This is a genomic window from Streptomyces sp. NPDC049577 (assembly GCF_040675635.1).
Taxonomy (GTDB): Bacteria; Actinomycetota; Actinomycetes; order Streptomycetales; family Streptomycetaceae; genus Streptomyces.
Genome location: NZ_JBFAPH010000169.1, coordinates 1 through 14083, shown reverse-complemented (window position 1 = coordinate 14083; position 14083 = coordinate 1). Strand labels below are relative to the sequence as shown.

14 protein-coding genes and 1 pseudogene are annotated in these 14083 nt (G+C 71.3%); 12 read left to right on the top strand and 3 right to left on the bottom strand.

Annotation, left to right across the window (positions count from 1 at the left end; genetic code table 11):
- The 3 genes and pseudogenes from AB0K09_RS19680 to meaB form a co-directional block, all read left to right on the top strand.
- Nucleotides 1–533 (top strand): annotated as a pseudogene (locus AB0K09_RS19680) (methylmalonyl-CoA mutase); the annotation flags it as partial.
- Nucleotides 533–2731: a methylmalonyl-CoA mutase gene (gene scpA, locus AB0K09_RS19675; RefSeq protein ID WP_366066654.1), complete on the top strand. Its 2199-nt coding sequence runs from the start codon at nt 533–535 to the stop codon at nt 2729–2731. The pseudogene AB0K09_RS19680 and the gene scpA, both read left to right, overlap by 1 nt.
- 11 nt (nt 2732–2742) lie before the next feature.
- The gene (gene meaB / locus AB0K09_RS19670) at nt 2743–3729 is read left to right on the top strand and encodes a methylmalonyl Co-A mutase-associated GTPase MeaB (protein ID WP_366066653.1); all 987 of its coding nucleotides are present in this window, start codon (nt 2743–2745) and stop codon (nt 3727–3729) included.
- Between the two features lie 45 nt (nt 3730–3774).
- Here the strand turns inward: meaB and AB0K09_RS19665 are convergent, their stop codons facing one another.
- Nucleotides 3775–4257, bottom strand: coding sequence for a glutathione peroxidase (locus tag AB0K09_RS19665; protein ID WP_366066652.1), 483 nt, complete (start codon nt 4255–4257; stop codon nt 3775–3777).
- 204 nt (nt 4258–4461) lie between these two features.
- On the opposite strand from AB0K09_RS19665, the gene AB0K09_RS19660 reads away from it, so the two are divergent.
- Complete coding sequence (locus AB0K09_RS19660) at nt 4462–5346, top strand: hypothetical protein (RefSeq protein WP_366066651.1); 885 nt, start codon at nt 4462–4464, stop codon at nt 5344–5346.
- Nucleotides 5343–6182 (top strand): alpha-L-glutamate ligase, encoded by an 840-nt coding sequence (locus AB0K09_RS19655; protein ID WP_366066650.1) that lies wholly within the window; start codon nt 5343–5345, stop codon nt 6180–6182. The genes AB0K09_RS19660 and AB0K09_RS19655 overlap by 4 nt, the downstream gene beginning before the upstream one ends.
- Nucleotides 6183–6204: 22 nt before the next feature.
- Here the strand turns inward: AB0K09_RS19655 and AB0K09_RS19650 are convergent, their stop codons facing one another.
- Nucleotides 6205–6390, bottom strand: a complete 186-nt coding sequence (locus tag AB0K09_RS19650) for a hypothetical protein (protein WP_366066649.1) — start codon at nt 6388–6390, stop codon at nt 6205–6207.
- Between the two features lie 317 nt (nt 6391–6707).
- Here AB0K09_RS19650 and AB0K09_RS19645 point away from each other — a divergent pair, with 317 nt between their 5' ends.
- From AB0K09_RS19645 to AB0K09_RS19620, 6 genes are all read left to right on the top strand, one after another.
- Complete coding sequence (locus AB0K09_RS19645) at nt 6708–7724, top strand: cytotoxin leucocidin (RefSeq protein ID WP_366066648.1); 1017 nt, start codon at nt 6708–6710, stop codon at nt 7722–7724.
- 172 nt (nt 7725–7896) lie between these two features.
- Nucleotides 7897–8829, top strand: a complete 933-nt coding sequence (locus AB0K09_RS19640; protein ID WP_366066647.1) for an NAD(P)-dependent oxidoreductase — start codon at nt 7897–7899, stop codon at nt 8827–8829.
- Nucleotides 8826–9764: an RNA polymerase sigma-70 factor gene (locus AB0K09_RS19635; RefSeq protein ID WP_366066646.1), complete on the top strand. Its 939-nt coding sequence runs from the start codon at nt 8826–8828 to the stop codon at nt 9762–9764. The genes AB0K09_RS19640 and AB0K09_RS19635 overlap by 4 nt, the downstream gene beginning before the upstream one ends.
- 73 nt (nt 9765–9837) lie before the next feature.
- Nucleotides 9838–10389: a carboxymuconolactone decarboxylase family protein gene (locus tag AB0K09_RS19630; RefSeq protein ID WP_366066645.1), complete on the top strand. Its 552-nt coding sequence runs from the start codon at nt 9838–9840 to the stop codon at nt 10387–10389.
- A gap of 369 nt (nt 10390–10758) precedes the next feature.
- Complete coding sequence (locus AB0K09_RS19625; RefSeq protein ID WP_366066644.1) at nt 10759–11283, top strand: peptidylprolyl isomerase; 525 nt, start codon at nt 10759–10761, stop codon at nt 11281–11283.
- 189 nt (nt 11284–11472) lie between these two features.
- Entirely contained in the window at nt 11473–12396 is a 924-nt protein-coding gene (locus AB0K09_RS19620) for an aminoglycoside phosphotransferase family protein (RefSeq protein ID WP_366066643.1), read from the top strand.
- A 104-nt stretch (nt 12397–12500) separates the two neighbouring features.
- Here AB0K09_RS19620 and AB0K09_RS19615 read toward each other — a convergent pair whose 3' ends face one another.
- A complete protein-coding gene (locus AB0K09_RS19615; RefSeq protein WP_366066642.1) occupies nt 12501–13469 on the bottom strand; it encodes a pirin family protein in 969 nt (322 codons plus the stop codon).
- Between the two features lie 67 nt (nt 13470–13536).
- Between AB0K09_RS19615 and AB0K09_RS19610 the strand changes: the two genes are divergently transcribed.
- The gene (locus tag AB0K09_RS19610; RefSeq protein ID WP_366066641.1) at nt 13537–14058 is read left to right on the top strand and encodes an HAD domain-containing protein; all 522 of its coding nucleotides are present in this window, start codon (nt 13537–13539) and stop codon (nt 14056–14058) included.
- Nucleotides 14059–14083 lie beyond the last annotated feature (25 nt).

Sequence of the window (14083 nt, the reverse complement as noted above, 5' to 3'; positions counted from 1 at the left end):
GCGAGTTCCCGCACCTCGGCGAGGCCCCCGTCCAGCGCGAACCCGCCCCGCCCGCGCCCACCGGCGGACTGCCCCGCGTGCGCCGCGACGAGGCGTACGAGGCGCTGCGGGCCCGCTCCGACGCACACCTCGCCGCCACCGGCGCCCGGCCACGGGTGTTCCTGGCCGCTCTCGGCACCGCCGCCGCGCACACCGCCCGCGTCACCTTCGCCGCCAACCTCCTCCAGGCCGGTGGCATCGAACCGGTGCACGAACCGGCCTCGGTCGACGCGGACTCGGCCGGTGCGGCCCTCGCGGCCGCCGGAGCGGACATCGCCTGCCTGTGTTCCAGCGACGCGCTCTACGCCGAGCAGGCAGAGGCCCTCGCGGCGGCGCTGAAGCAGGCGGGCGCCACCCGGATCCTCCTCGCCGGCAAGCCCCGCGGCGAGCAGCGCGAGGCGTATCTGCGGGCCGGTGTCGACGAGTTCGTCTTCGCGGGCGGCGACGCGGTCGCCGTCCTCTCCTCCCTCCTCGACCACATGGGAGTGGCGTGATGCGGATCCCCGACTTCTCCGGCATCGACCTGGGCCCGGCGTCCGGCACCGCCGACGCGGCGGCCTGGCGCGCGGCCCTCAAGGAGAGCACCGGCAAGAGCGCCGAGGACTACGTCTGGGAGACCCCCGAGGGCATCGGGGTCAAGCCCCTCTACACCGCCGAGGACCTCGACGGACTGGACTTCCTGGGCACCTACCCGGGCATCGCGCCCTATCTGCGCGGCCCGTACCCCACCATGTACGTCAACCAGCCGTGGACCATCCGGCAGTACGCCGGCTTCTCCACCGCCGAGGAGTCCAACGCCTTCTACCGCCGCAATCTCGCGGCCGGCCAGAAGGGCCTGTCCGTCGCCTTCGACCTGCCCACCCACCGCGGCTACGACAGCGACCACCCCCGCGTCACCGGCGACGTCGGCATGGCGGGCGTCGCCATCGACTCGATCTACGACATGCGGCAGCTCTTCGACGGTATCCCGCTCGACCGCATGAGCGTGTCGATGACGATGAACGGCGCCGTCCTGCCCGTCCTCGCCCTCTACATCGTCGCCGCCGAGGAGCAGGGCGTACCGCCCGAGAAGCTGGCCGGGACCATCCAGAACGACATCCTCAAGGAGTTCATGGTCCGCAACACCTACATCTATCCGCCCCGGCCCTCGATGCGGATCATCTCCGACATCTTCGCGTACACCTCGCGGAAGATGCCGCGCTACAACTCCATCTCCATCTCCGGCTACCACATCCAGGAGGCCGGGGCCACCGCCGACCTGGAGCTGGCCTACACCCTCGCCGACGGCGTCGAGTACCTGCGCGCCGGCCTCGGCGCCGGCCTCGACGTGGACGCCTTCGCGCCCCGCCTGTCCTTCTTCTGGGCGATCGGCATGAACTTCTTCATGGAGATCGCCAAGCTGCGGGCCGCCCGGCTGCTGTGGGCGCGCCTGGTCAAGCAGTTCGACCCGAAGAACACCAAGTCGCTGTCGCTGCGCACCCATTCCCAGACCTCCGGCTGGTCCCTGACCGCGCAGGACGTCTTCAACAACGTGGCCCGCACCTGCGTCGAGGCGATGGCCGCCACCCAGGGCCACACGCAGTCCCTGCACACCAACGCCCTCGACGAGGCGCTCGCCCTGCCCACCGACTTCTCCGCCCGCATCGCCCGCAACACCCAGCTGCTCCTCCAGCAGGAGTCGGGCACCTGCCGGGTCATCGACCCGTGGGGCGGCAGCGCCTACGTCGAGCGGCTCACCCACGACCTCGCCCGCCGCGCCTGGCAGCACATCCAGGAGGTCGAGGCGGCCGGCGGCATGGCCCAGGCCATCGACGCCGGCATCCCCAAGCTGCGGGTCGAGGAGGCCGCGGCCCGCACCCAGGCCCGCATCGACTCCGGCCGCCAGCCGGTCATCGGCGTCAACAAGTACCGGGTCGACAGCGACGAGCAGATCGACGTCCTCAAGGTCGACAACACCTCCGTCCGCGCCCAGCAGATCGACAAGCTCCGCCGGCTGCGCGCCGAACGCGACGAGACCGCCTGCCGGGACGCCCTGCACGCCCTCACCCGCGCCGCCGAGGCCGGCCCCGGCCCGGACCTCGACGGCAACCTCCTGGCCCTCGCCGTGAACGCGGCCCGCGCCAAGGCGACCGTCGGTGAGATCTCCGACGCACTCGAGAAGGTGTACGGCCGGCACGCCGGGCAGATCCGTACGATCTCCGGTGTGTACCGCGAAGAGGCAGGACCGTCGTCCGGGGTCGAGCGCACCCGCGAGCTCGTCGAGGCGTTCGAGCGCGAGGACGGCCGGCGCCCGCGCATCCTCGTCGCCAAGATGGGCCAGGACGGCCACGACCGCGGCCAGAAGGTCATCGCCACCGCCTTCGCCGACCTCGGCTTCGACGTCGACGTCGGCCCGCTCTTCCAGACCCCCGCCGAGGTCGCCCGACAGGCGGTCGAGGCCGACGTGCACATCGTCGGTGTCTCCTCCCTGGCGGCCGGCCACCTCACGCTCGTCCCGGCGCTGCGCGAGGAACTGGCGGAAGCGGGCCGGGAGGACATCATGGTCGTGGTCGGCGGCGTGATCCCGCCGCAGGACGTGCCCCTGCTGCTGGAGATGGGCGCCACCGCGGTCTTCCCGCCGGGCACCGTCATCCCCGACGCCGCCCACGACCTGCTCAAGACCCTGGCCGAGGCCCTCGGCCACGAACTGTGAGCCCCTGACCCATGGCACGAGCGATCGATCTCGACGCCTACGTCAAGGGCGTGCTCGACGGCAGGCGAGCGGCCGTCGCGCGCGCCATCACCCTCGTGGAGTCCACCCGGGCCGACCACCGGGAGCTCGCCCAGCGCATGCTGACCGAGCTCCTGCCGCACGCGGGCGCGGCCCGGCGCATCGGGATCACCGGTGTGCCGGGCGTCGGCAAGTCGACCTTCATCGACGCCTTCGGCACCATGCTGACCGGGCTCGGCCACCGGGTCGCCGTGCTCGCCGTCGACCCGTCCTCCGGGCGCACCGGCGGCAGCATCCTCGGCGACAAGACACGCATGGAGCGCCTCGCCGTCGACCCCGCGGCCTTCGTCCGCCCCTCGCCGACGGCCGGCACCCTCGGCGGGGTGGCCCGCGCCACCCGCGAGGCCATGGTCGTGATGGAGGCGGCGGGTTACGACGTCGTCCTCGTCGAGACCGTCGGGGTCGGCCAGTCCGAGACGGCCGTCGCCGGCATGGTCGACACCTTCCTGCTGCTCACCCTCGCCCGCACCGGCGACCAGCTCCAGGGCATCAAGAAGGGCGTCCTGGAACTGGCCGACCTCGTCGCCGTCAACAAGGCCGACGGCCCGCACGAGCGCGACGCGAAGGCCGCGGCCCGCGAACTGGCCGGCGCCCTGCGGCTGCTCCAGCCGCCGGACGCCGCCTGGAACCCGCCCGTCCTCACCTGCAGCGCCCGCGAGAGCACGGGCCTGGACGTGCTGTGGGAGCGGATCGAGCAGCACCGCCGCGTCCTCGACGCGACCGGCGAACTGGCCGGGCGCCGGCGGGCACAGCAGGTCGAATGGGTCTGGACCATGGTCCGCGAACAGCTCCTGACCGAGCTGCGCGACCACCCGGAGGTACGACGGATGGGCCCCGGCCTGGAAGACGCCGTCCGGGAGGGCACCCTGACGGCGAGCGCGGCGGCGGAACGCCTGCTGCGGGCATTCCGGGGAGCCTGAGGACCCGGGGGCCCGGCCGGGCCCCCGGGAACCCCTCCCGGGCCCTTACGCCGGCAGCACGGCCTCGATCGCCCCCGCCAGCTCCTCCGGCTCCACCCGCGGCCGGAACCGGCCCACGACCTCACCCTCGGGCGACAGGAGGAACTTCTCGAAGTTCCACTGCACGTCCCCGGCCTCGCCCTCGGCGTCCTCCACCCGGGTGAGCTCCGCGTACAGCGGGTGCCGGGCCTCGCCGTTGACCTCCGTCTTCTCGAAGAGCGGGAAGCTCACGCCGTACGTCGCCGAGCAGAACTCCGCGATCTCCTCCGCCGTGCCCGGCTCCTGCCCGGCGAACTGGTTGCAGGGGAACCCCAGCACGCTGAAGCCCCGCCCGGCGTAGCGTTCCTGCAACTGCTCCAGGCCCGTGTACTGCGGGGTCAGCCCGCACTTGGAGGCCACGTTCACCACCAGCAGCGCGCGACCGCGGTAGTCGGCCAGGGAGGCGGGCTCACCGGACAGCGTGCGCAGGGGAATCTCGTACAGGCTCACGTTCATGCTCCTCTATACGGGTATACGGGGTGAGACGGGCTGCGATCGTACGCGTTCGTACTCACTGTGCTGACCAACCATCCCGACCTGTCCGTAGTTCCCGGGTACGGATGACGGAGAAGGCCGCCGCCCATGACATCCTGAGCCGTCACAGTCCGCCGTATCGGACCGGCGGACCCCCGGGGATTTTCGAGGATGCACCACATGAGACTCTGCTTCCTGGTGGAGGAGCAGTACCGGCACGACGGCATGCCGGTGGACGTCATCCGCCAATTGACGGCCTGGGGCCACCGGGTGGATGTGCTGCGGCCGGGAAGCTCCCTGATCGCCCTTTCCGAGACGGTACGGGCGGGTGACCACGACGCCTGGGTGCTCAAGACGGTCTCGGGCGGGCCCGGGCTCACCCTGCTGGAGGCCGCCTCGGCCGTCGGCCTGACGACCGTCAACGACGCGCGCTCGATCCGCGGCGTCCGGGACAAGGCCCTGGCCGCCGTCGTGGGCGAGGCCCGCGGCCTGCCCGTGCCGGTGACGTACGCCGCCGCGCGCGCGGAGGAGTTCGCGGAACTGCCCGAGTCGCTCTACCCGCTGGTGGTCAAGCCGGCCGACGGCAGCTCCGGCCGCGCCGTACGGCTCGTGGAATCCCCGGACCGGCTGCCGGCCCCCGGTGACGCCGACACCGCGTCCGGCATGCTCATAGCCCAGCCCTACGTCCCCAACTCGGGCGTCGACCTCAAGGTCTACTGCGTCGACGGCGACCTCTACGCCACCGAGCGCCGCTCCCCGCTCCACCCGGAACAGCCGGCCCGCGAGCGCCACGTGCCGCTCACTCCCGAGGTGGCCCGGATCGCCACCGAGGTCGGTGCGGTGTTCGGGCTCGATCTGTACGGGGTGGACGTCGTCCTCGGCCCGGACGGCCCGGTCGTCGTCGACGTCAACGACTTCCCCAGCTTCCGCCGGGTGCCCGACGCGGTGGCCCGGGTGGCCTGGGCCATCCTGCGGCTCGCGCACGCCGGCGGCCAGCAGCCCGGCGAGTTCCCGGCCTGGCCGGCCCCGCCCGCCCCGCCGGTACTGGCGGTGGGCGGCGCATGAGGGTCCTCCTGCTGACCCCGGCCCCCGACCATCCGCTGCTGGCCGCCGCCACGGCGCTGCTCACCCCCCACCACACGGTGGACTGGCTGGATCCGTCCGGGGACGGGGATCACCCCCTGCCCGACCCCGGGCCCGCCGACGTCTGCCTGCTGAAGTCCCGGACACCCAGGGCCCTGGCCCTGGCCCGCACACTGGAGGAGCGCGGCGTCCCGGTCCTCAACTCGGCGGCGTCCACCGAGCTGTGCCAGGACCGCACCGCCATGGCGGAGCTGGCCCAGCGCGCCGGGTTGCCCTTCGCGGCCACCCGCACCCTGCCCGCGCTCTCGGACCTCGTCCTCGACGGCACCCCGGTCGTCGTCAAGAGCCGCCACAGCCGCCGCCACGACCTCGTCGCGCGGGTGGACGACGAGCGGGAGCTGCGCACGCTCACGGAGAGCTGGGGGGACGAGCCGGTCGTCGTCCAGCCCTTCACACCGAACCCGGGCTGGGACCACAAGATGTGGGTCGTCGGGGACCGGGTCTTCGCCGGCCTGCGCCGCTCGGAACTCGCCACGGCCGCGGCGGGCATACCGGAGAAGCACACACGCACCGTCGATCTCGGCGACCTGCCCGCGGACTGGCTGGAGACCGTCCGCCGCGCGGGCGAGGTGTTCGCCCTGGACGTCTACGGCGTCGATCTCCTCGACTCGGGCGGCGAGCCCCTCATCGTGGACATCAACGCGTTCCCCGGCATACGCGGACAGAAGGGCGCCCCCGAGGCCCTCGCCGACCTCACGCTGCGCACCGCGGCCAGTCGCCACCGCCCCCGCCGGGTCCCCGAGGCCGCCGGCCTCTGAGAGCGGGGGATCCTCGCCCTCCTCAGGCCGCCTTGCCCAGGCCCGCCCGCACCGCCTCCACCCACAGGGCGCGCAGGGCCTCGTACTCGGCGCGCTCGGAGGGGGTCAGCGCGCGACCACGACGTGCCGTGAGGAACGCGCGGATCTCCGCGTTCACCGCGGCCGGGTCCGGGCGCGCGGAGGCAAGGGGGTCATCTGAGGCCGACATGGTTCAGAGCGTAGGACAGCGCACTGACAACGGCCTCGACGGAATATACGCATCCATGAGGTGACCTGCGGTTCCGCTTATGAATGAGTGGTCATGACTATGTCATTTTCCTGGTTCAGGGTCAGATCCGGCACTGGCCCGGCAGTTGCCGGGACGCCGGGGACGTGAGTGACGGGTGATCACCACTGTTGCGCTTGGGGATTTCTTGACTAAAGTTCCAGGCAACACGGGTGACCGCGAATTCCCTTGCCAACAGGGCCATTTCGCGCTGTCCACCGCCCGTCCACCCCCACAACCGCAAGAAGGTACAGAATTCAATGAGCCAGCTTTCGAGGCGTCGCCTTCTCACCCTCGCCCCCGCCGTCGGCGCCGCAGCGGCCGTACCGGTCTCCCTCGCGACAGCGACCTCGGCCAACGCCGCACCGGCCGCGCCGAGTTCGCGCCAGAACAAAGCCGCCGCGCGCACGCTGCAGGAGATAACGGACGAGTGGGGGAAGTGGCTGGCCCGGGAGCGATTCCCCCAGTCCAACGGCTGCCGCTTCACCGCTTCCACGGATTACGGAAAGCAGGGCGCCCTCGGCGATTACCACAAGTACCAGGTGGCCGCGGCGTACCACGGCATCACCTACGACCCCAGCGCCCCGTCCCCGGTCCCGGGTCAGGTCAGCTCCGTGTCCACCAACTACCGCAACGGCACGGACGTCGAGCAGCAGGTCACCTACAAGCAGAGCAGAACGACCGAACAGGACCTGCGGATCTCGGTGACGGAATCGCTGAAGATCGGCGTCACGATGGAGGTCTCGGCGGAGATCCCCGCGGTCGCCAAGGTCAGCGAGACCACGTCCATCGAGGCGAGCCTCTCCTCGACTCAGGAGTTCTCGCACAAGGAGACGCAGAACTGGAGCGTCGACCTGCCCCTGAAGATCCCGGCGAAGTCGGTCGTCGAGGCGTCACTGGTGGTCGGCACCCAGACGTACGACATCGACTGGACGGCCACCGTCGCCCTGACGGGAAGCGTGGCGATCTGGTTCAACGAGAAGGTCGACCTCAATCACGACGGTGACCGCCACTGGCTCTGGTTCGTCCCCATCGAGGAGGTGTTCCGCGACTGCCAGTCGCACGGCATCACCGACACGACGGGCTACGAGATCACGTCGAACGGCGTCAACGCGTTCGCCGCGGGCAGGTTCTCCGGCGGCCAGGGCGTCTCGCTCAGCATCAACGCGGTGCAGAAGCCGCTCGACGGCCGCCAGAAGCGCGCCGTCGGGCAGCAGACCATTCCGGTCCCGCTGAACCAGAACGGCAAGAAGGTCCTCGTGCCCGGCCGTCACTGACCGGGGCGCGCCGCGCGCGGCCGCCCGGCGGGGTCGGCGCACCCGCCCCCGTGGCGTGAGCGCCACCGGGCGGCGCCGCCGCCGGAATCCTCTTCGCCGTCGATGTCACAAGGAGCGGGGCTGTCTCGTCTCGGGTGGCAGAGGGACGCGTGCGAAGCGGAAGGTGAAGGTCATGCGGGTTTTCGTGGCAGGCGGAACCGGGGTGCTGGGGCGGCGGCTGGTTCCGCAGCTCGTTGCCCGCGGGCACCAGGTGACCGCGACGACGACGAGTGCGACCAAGGTGGGGCTGGTGCAGCGGCTGGGCGCGGAGGGGGTCGTCATGGACGGCCTGGACGCTGCCTCGGTCGGCGAGGCGGTGGCCCGGGCCCGGCCGGACGTGATCGTGCACCAGATGACCGCGATCTCCCCGGCGCACGCCGGCAAGCCCGACCTCAAGCACATGGACCGCTGGTTCGCCACCACCAACCGGCTGCGGATCGAGGGGACGAATCACCTGCTGGCCGCCGCCGAGGCGACTGGCGTCCCCCATGTCGTCGCCCAGAGCTACGCCAACGGGAACGGCATCCGCGAAGGCGGCTGGGTGAAGACCGAGGAAGACCCGACAGACCCGATGCTGGGGACGTCCGCCGCCCCGGGCATGGCGGCGGTCCGCCACCTCGAGGAGATGGTCCTGGGGGCCGGCGGGGCGGCCTTGCGCTACGGCGGGTTCTACGGGCCGGGTGCCATCGACGACCAGGTGGACCTGATCCGCAAGCGGCAGTTCCCGCTGGTGGGACGTGCCACGGGCTACAGCTCATGGGTGCATCTCGACGATGCGGCGAGCGCGACCGTCCTGGCGGTGGAGCAGAAGGCGCGAGGCATCTTCAACATCGTCGACGACGATCCGGCCCCGGCGAACGAGTGGCTGCCCCATCTGGCCGCGTGCGCGGGCGCGAAGAAACCGATGCGCGTGCCCGTGTGGCTGGCGAAGCTGTTCGCCGGCGAGGTCGCGGTGCTCATGATGACCGAGGGGCGTGGCTTCTCCAACGCCAAGGCCAAGCGCGAACTCGGCTGGGAACTGCGCTACCCCTCGTGGCGGCAGGGCTTCAAGACGGAGCTGGCATGACGCGGGCCGAGGAGTTCGAGGAACTGCGGCCGCTCCTGTTCTCGATCGCCTACCGGATCCTGGGCAGCGTGGGCGAGGCCGAGGACGCTGTCCAGGAGACCTGGCTGCGCTACCAGGCCTCGTCGACGGAGCCCGCCTCCGCCAAGTCGTTCCTCTCGGCCGTGGTCACCCGGCTCTCGATCGACGTGCTGCGGTCGGCCCGGGTGCGGCGGGAGGAGTACGTCGGTCCGTGGTTCCCCGAGCCGCTGCTCGAAGACCCCTACCAGGACCCGGAGCGGTCGGCGGAGCTGGCCGACTCGGTGTCGCTGGCGGCCCTGTTGCTGCTCGAGCGGCTGACCCCGCTGGAGCGAGCGGTCTTCGTGCTGCGGGAGGTGTTCGCCTTCGGCTTCGCGGAGATCGCCTCGGCGGTGGGCAGGTCGGAGGCGGCATGCCGGCAACTCACCGTGCGGGCGCGCCGCCACATGGACGCGGGCCGGCCCCGGTTCGAGGCCGACCGGCGCGAGCGCGAGGAACTCGCCGAGCGGTTCTTCGGCGCCTTCCGCGAGGGAGACGTCGACGCGCTGCGGGAAGTTCTCGCCGCCGATGTGCACATGGTCGGCGACGCCGGCGGCAAGGCCCCGCTGTGGGGCAAGGACGGCACCTTCGGAATCGACAAGGTGGCCCGCCGGGTCGCCGCCTTCGCCCCGCTGTTCACCGGGGTCGGCGGTGTCGTGGAACTGCACGAGGTCAACGGCCAGCCCGGCGCGATCCTCCGCGCTCGGGACGGCAAGATCCTCGGCACCTGGGCGCTCGACATCCTCGACGGCCGGATCCAGGCCATCCGCACCGTCATCAACCCCGACAAGCTCCGGCACCTCGGCCCGGTCGCGGACGCCTGGGCGATTCTCCGCGAAGCGAGCCGGGTCCGCCGGTCCGCGGAACAGCCGGGCATCTGACCCGGCGGTGGTCGCACCCGCGGTTCCCGCGGGTGTCTTCACGACAGGCAAACACATCCCCACGGAGGACAGCATGACGCTGCGCGTTTCGAAGGCGGAGCTCCCCGCCGAGCTCGCCGAAAACATGGTCAAACAACTCGGTGCCGTGCCCGAGCCCGTCGAGGTGACATGGCACAGCCCCCAGGTCGCCACCTCCAACCTGGAGTTCGGCGGCAGGGTGGCCGCGTGGGACGCGGCCGACGCGAGCCTGAAGTCGTTCGCACACATGGCCGTCGCGGCACAGGTCGGCTGCGGCTGGTGCCTCGACGTCGGCTACTTCCAGGCGCAGAACGAGAACCTGGACCTGGCCAAGGCCAGCCAGGTGCCGCGCTGGCGGGAGTCGGAGGTGTTCACCCCGCTGGAGCGGGACGTCCTCGAGTACGCCGAAGCCATGACGAACACGCCGCCGACCGTCACCGACGAGCTGTACGCGAGCCTGCTCGACCGGCTCGGCCCGGCGGCGATGGTCGAGCTCACCGCGTACATCGCCTTCGTGAACATGGCGACCAGGAACAACAACGCGCACGGGGTCACGTCGCAGGGCTTCTCCGACGCCTGCGAGATTCCGCTGGTCACGCGGCCCTGAGCCGTCCCGGGCGGCGCCGGCGGAAGCGGTGGCGGCGAGCCCGCCGCCACCGGCCACCCGGTCAGCGCACCCATCGGGAGGTGGCTTGCGGACGGGTTCTCGCCCGCCGGGCCGCGCTTTAGACTGCGACCGCTCCGAAATCTGGCGATCTTTTGGAGGGTGTGCAGGATGAATCGAGCTCTCGTGACCGCATTGGCGGCAGCAGCGTTGGTCGTGTCAGGGGGCACCACCACCGCCTCCGCTTCCGATGCCCCGCCGCGAGCCACGCACGGTCCTTGCCAGTACACCCAGACACCGAACGAGCCGGCGGCGCGGCCGGTTCCCCTGCCGCCCGACCCGCGGCACACCCCCAGTCACGGCACGGTCGATATGGCTGTCCCGACCAGCCAGGGCCCGCTCCCGCTGCGTCTTGACCGGGCGAAGGCGCCGTGCACGGTACAGAGCTTCGTGCACCTGGCGCGGCACCGGTTCTACGACCGTACGGTGTGCCACCGGCTGACGGCGTATCCGACGCTGAAGGTCCTTCAGTGTGGCGACCCGACCGGCACTGGCGAGGGCGGGCCGGGGTACCAGTACAAGGACGAGCTGCCGGTGGACCTGCCGCCGGCACCCAGCGATCCGACCGGCGTCCGCCGCCTTTACGGGCGCGGTTTGCTCGCGATGGCCAACGCCGGGCCGAATACGAACGGTTCGCAGTTCTTCGTCGTGTACGGTGACTCCGCGCTGCGACCGAACTACACGGTGTTCGGCACGGTCGGTGCCGCCGGCCTGAAGACGCTCGACAAGATCGCTGCCGGTGGTATCGAGCCAACCACCCAGGACCCGGCGCCCGTTGACGGAACGCCCGTCCTACGGACCGAGTTGCTCAGCGTCCGGCCGTCCTGCCGGCCCTGACGAACTGTGGTGCGGTCACCGTGGGGTCCAGAAACTCCGCTACGTCGTCGAGCAGACCTTCTCTCTCCTGCACTACTTCAAACGCCTTGCCGTCCGCTGGGGCTGGCGAAGGCGGACGACGGCATGGCCGTCCCCTGTGCTCCGGTAGGTCGCAGCGGGAAACGCGGTCGCCGGTGAAGGACATATGACTTGAGCACGTTGGAAGCGGTCGAGGTCCGGCAGTTTTTGGCGGTGTCGTACGCCAGAGGCTTCGGCGAGGAGGGCCGGGCCTGGATCGCCGGCCTGCCGGCCCTCGCTTCGGAATTCCTGGACCGCTGGGAGCTGAAACGGGACGGCGTCGTCGGAGCCGGGGAAGCCTCGCTGGTGCTGCCGGTGCTGCGTAGGGATGGCACGCGCGCGGTCCTCAAACTGCAGATGCCCAGAGAGGAGACCACCGCCGCACTCATCGGACTGCGTACCTGGAACGGCGACGGGATGGTGCGGCTGCTCGACCACGATCCCGAAACCAGCACCATGCTCCTCGAGCGGCTGAACGCCGCCCGCACGCTGACCTCGATCGAAGACGACGACGTTGCGATGGGCATCCTCACCGAGCTTCAGGCCCGGCTGGTCCGCGTCCCTGCGCCCCAGGGACTGCGCAGCCTCGGCGACATCACCGCTGAGATGCTGGAGAAGGTTCCCAAGGCGGTCGAGGCTCTGGCCGACCGGGCAGACCGGCAACTCCTGCGCGGCTGGGCGTCGGCGGTGGCCGAGCTCGCAGGCGAGCCCGGAGACCGGATGCTGCACTGGGATCTGCACTACGACAACGTACTCGCCGCGCAGCGTGAGCCGTGGATCGCCATCGATCCCGAACCGCTCGCCGGGGACCCCGGCTTCGACCTCTGGCCCGCCCTGGACAGCCGGTGGGACGACGTCGTCACCAAGAACGATCCCCTGCGCGTCGTGCGGCGCCGCTTCGACCTACTCACGGAGGTCCTCGGCCTGGACCGCGCACGCGCGACCGGTTGGACGCTCGGGCGGCTGCTGCAGAACTCTCTATGGGACATCGACGACGGCGAGACCGCTCTGGCCTCGTCCTCCGTCGCGATCACGAAGTCGCTGCTCAACCGGTGACCCTGCCCCCCCTGAGGGATGAAGACCCGCCACCGGGTATTCAACTCCGCGGAACAGCCGAATCGTTACGAATCTACCTGACCGGAAGACTGGGTACTCCCGGGTCAGCGCACCCTTCCGCGTGGCTTCAACGGCACCGGCGGCAGCCCGGGCGCGGGCAGCGGAGCCCCGTCGTAGCCCTCCACCCCGCCGAAACGGGTCCCCGCCATCCAGTCCCCGCGAGCCTGCTCGATCTCCGCCTGGGCGCGGGCCACGAAGTTCCACCACATCACGATCCGCTCCTCGAACGGCTCGCCGCCCAGCAGCATGAACGCGCTGTCGGCGTCCGCCCGCAGCGGCAGTTCCGTCCGCCCGCACCCCAGGTAGAGCATCGTGCCGGGGGCCAGCCGCACCCCGTCGACCTCGGCCTCGCCGGACATGGTCAGCGCCGCGTACTCGAAGTCCGGATCCACCGGCAGCCGGGCAGAGGCGCCCGCCGCCAGCGTGATGTCCACTCCGACGATCGGGGTGAAGGCGGTGGCGGGAGAGGACGCGCCGTCCAGTTCGCCCATCAGGACGGTGGCGGCCAGACCGCCGCCACCGGTCACGCGCGGCAGCTCCGCGTGGTGCTCCCACACGGGCGCGGTGTGCCGGTGCGCCTCCGGCAGGGCGACCCACAACTGGGCGCCGTGCAGCAGGGGAGCGTGCTCGCGCGGTGACTCTTCCGAGTGCGCGATCCCCCGCCCCGAGGTCATCAGCCCCAGCTCCCCCGGCCGCAGCGTCTGCCGGCTGCCCAGGCTGTCCCGGTGCAGCACCTCGCCGTCGTGCAGCCAGCTGACGGTCTGGATCCCGATGTGCGGATGCGGCGGCACCTGCATGCCGGGCTCCTCCGCGATGTCGTCCGGCCCGTAGTGGTCGACGAAGCACCAGGCCCCGACCATCCGCCGCCCCATGCTCGGCAGCAACCGCCGCACCACGGTGCTCTCGCCCAGCGGAACGTCCTTGGCGGGCAGCAATTCCCGCACGGGCCGCGCGAGGACGTCGTTGCGCCCACCGCACAGGGTGGGCGCGGGGTGGCGGTCGAGGTTGCTCATGGGGACACTCTGCCACGGGCGCGGGGCGCGCCTGCCGTCCTGCGGCAGTGCTCGGTAACGTTCTGCCGTGACTGTCCCTGTGCAGCGGCCGCTGCTGTTTCTCGACGTCGACGGACCACTTATCCCCTTCGGCGCGGCGCCGCAGCAGTATCCGACCTACGCGACAGGCCGTGAGCCGCTCGAAGCCGACGCGAATCCGCTCCTGACCCGGATCAATCCCGAGCACGGACCCAGGCTGACATCGCTCTCGTGCGAAGTGGTCTGGGCCACGACATGGATGGCCGACGCGAACGAGTGCATATCCCCCCGTATTGGTCTGCCGCAGCTGGCTGTGGTGGTCTGGCCCGAGCCCTCGGACGCCGACGAGCAGGACGCACGCGACGGGCTGCACTGGAAGACCCGCGCTCTCGTCGCATGGGCGGCGGGGCGCCCGTTCGCCTGGGTCGACGACGAGGTCACCGACACCGACCGGGCCTGGGTCGCGGCCCACCACCCGGGACGGGCCTTGCTCCACCGGGTCGATCCCCGCCGCGGTCTCACGGATGGCGACTACGCGGCTCTCGACCTGTGGCTGCGGCAGCCGTTCTGACGCCGGTCGGAAGAAGGGGCCGATG

What these genes read in the sequence shown, in the direction of transcription:
- scpA (WP_366066654.1), top strand. Translation starts at nt 533, where the DNA reads ATGCGGATCCCCGACTTCTCCGGCATCGACCTGGGCCCGGCGTCCGGC.
- meaB (WP_366066653.1), top strand. Translation starts at nt 2,743, where the DNA reads ATGGCACGAGCGATCGATCTCGACGCCTACGTCAAGGGCGTGCTCGAC.
- AB0K09_RS19660 (WP_366066651.1), top strand. Translation starts at nt 4,462, where the DNA reads ATGAGACTCTGCTTCCTGGTGGAGGAGCAGTACCGGCACGACGGCATG.
- AB0K09_RS19655 (WP_366066650.1), top strand. Translation starts at nt 5,343, where the DNA reads ATGAGGGTCCTCCTGCTGACCCCGGCCCCCGACCATCCGCTGCTGGCC.
- AB0K09_RS19650 (WP_366066649.1), bottom strand. Translation starts at nt 6,390, where the DNA reads ATGTCGGCCTCAGATGACCCCCTTGCCTCCGCGCGCCCGGACCCGGCC.
- AB0K09_RS19645 (WP_366066648.1), top strand. Translation starts at nt 6,708, where the DNA reads ATGAGCCAGCTTTCGAGGCGTCGCCTTCTCACCCTCGCCCCCGCCGTC.
- AB0K09_RS19640 (WP_366066647.1), top strand. Translation starts at nt 7,897, where the DNA reads ATGCGGGTTTTCGTGGCAGGCGGAACCGGGGTGCTGGGGCGGCGGCTG.
- AB0K09_RS19635 (WP_366066646.1), top strand. Translation starts at nt 8,826, where the DNA reads ATGACGCGGGCCGAGGAGTTCGAGGAACTGCGGCCGCTCCTGTTCTCG.
- AB0K09_RS19630 (WP_366066645.1), top strand. Translation starts at nt 9,838, where the DNA reads ATGACGCTGCGCGTTTCGAAGGCGGAGCTCCCCGCCGAGCTCGCCGAA.
- AB0K09_RS19625 (WP_366066644.1), top strand. Translation starts at nt 10,759, where the DNA reads ATGGCTGTCCCGACCAGCCAGGGCCCGCTCCCGCTGCGTCTTGACCGG.
- AB0K09_RS19615 (WP_366066642.1), bottom strand. Translation starts at nt 13,469, where the DNA reads ATGAGCAACCTCGACCGCCACCCCGCGCCCACCCTGTGCGGTGGGCGC.